Below are 992 nucleotides of genomic sequence, written 5' to 3'. Positions count from 1 at the left end.
TATCAAGTTCCAGTCGAAGTTCGTCCGGCTCGCCAAATGGCGTTGGCAATGCGTTGGTTAGTAGAGTACTCACGTAAGCGTGGTGAGAAGTCTATGGCTCTACGTCTTGCAGGTGAAATTCTTGATGCTGCGGAAGGTAAAGGTGCAGCGGTTAAGAAGCGTGAAGACGTACACCGTATGGCGGAAGCGAACAAAGCATTTTCGCACTACCGTTTCTAAAACAAATTTTCGTTTTAGTACAACAACAAGCCTGCTATATGCAGGCTTGTTGCGATTAACGAGGAAAGTTAAGTGGCACGTAAAACGCCTATAGACCGTTACAGAAATATCGGGATCGTTGCGCACGTTGATGCGGGTAAGACGACGACAACCGAGCGCATTCTATTCTATACAGGCCTATCTCATAAGATTGGTGAGGTGCACGATGGTGCAGCTACCATGGATTGGATGGAGCAGGAACAAGAGCGCGGCATTACCATTACTTCTGCGGCAACTACGTGTTTTTGGTCGGGTATGCGTCAGCAATTCGATCAGTTCAGAATTAATATCATTGATACGCCGGGGCACGTTGACTTTACCATTGAGGTAGAGCGTTCTTTGCGAGTATTGGATGGTGCTGTGGTTGTGTTGTGTGGCTCGTCTGGTGTGCAGCCGCAAACAGAGACCGTATGGCGTCAAGCCAACAAATACCAAGTTCCTCGCATGGTATTTGTAAATAAAATGGATCGTACCGGTGCTGACTATTTGTCGGTCGTGGATCAATTAAAAGATCGTCTTTGTGCTAACCCTGTCCCGCTTCAGTTAACGATTGGTGCTGAAGATGAGTTCAAGGGCGTCGTTGATCTCGTAAAAATGAAAGCCATCATTTGGAATGAGTCTGATCAAGGGATGACCTTTGATTACCAAGACATTCCAGCTGACATGCTTGATGATTGTGAGTTGTACCGCGAAGCTCTCGTTGAGGCCGCCGCTGAAGCGTCTGACGAATACAT

Annotated in this window: 1 protein-coding gene and 1 pseudogene; both read left to right on the top strand. The window is 47.3% G+C overall.

Annotated features, from left to right (window positions below; genetic code table 11):
- Positions 1-219, top strand: a pseudogene (locus tag A3738_RS07940) (30S ribosomal protein S7); the annotation flags it as partial.
- Positions 220-291: 72 nt separating this feature from the next.
- Positions 292-992, top strand: a 701-nt coding sequence (locus A3738_RS07935; RefSeq protein ID WP_156504082.1) for a GTP-binding protein, incomplete at its 3' end; no start/stop codon positions are given.

It is taken from the genome of Oleiphilus sp. HI0066 (genome assembly GCF_001635725.1).
This window is presented reverse-complemented; position numbering and strand designations above follow the sequence as displayed.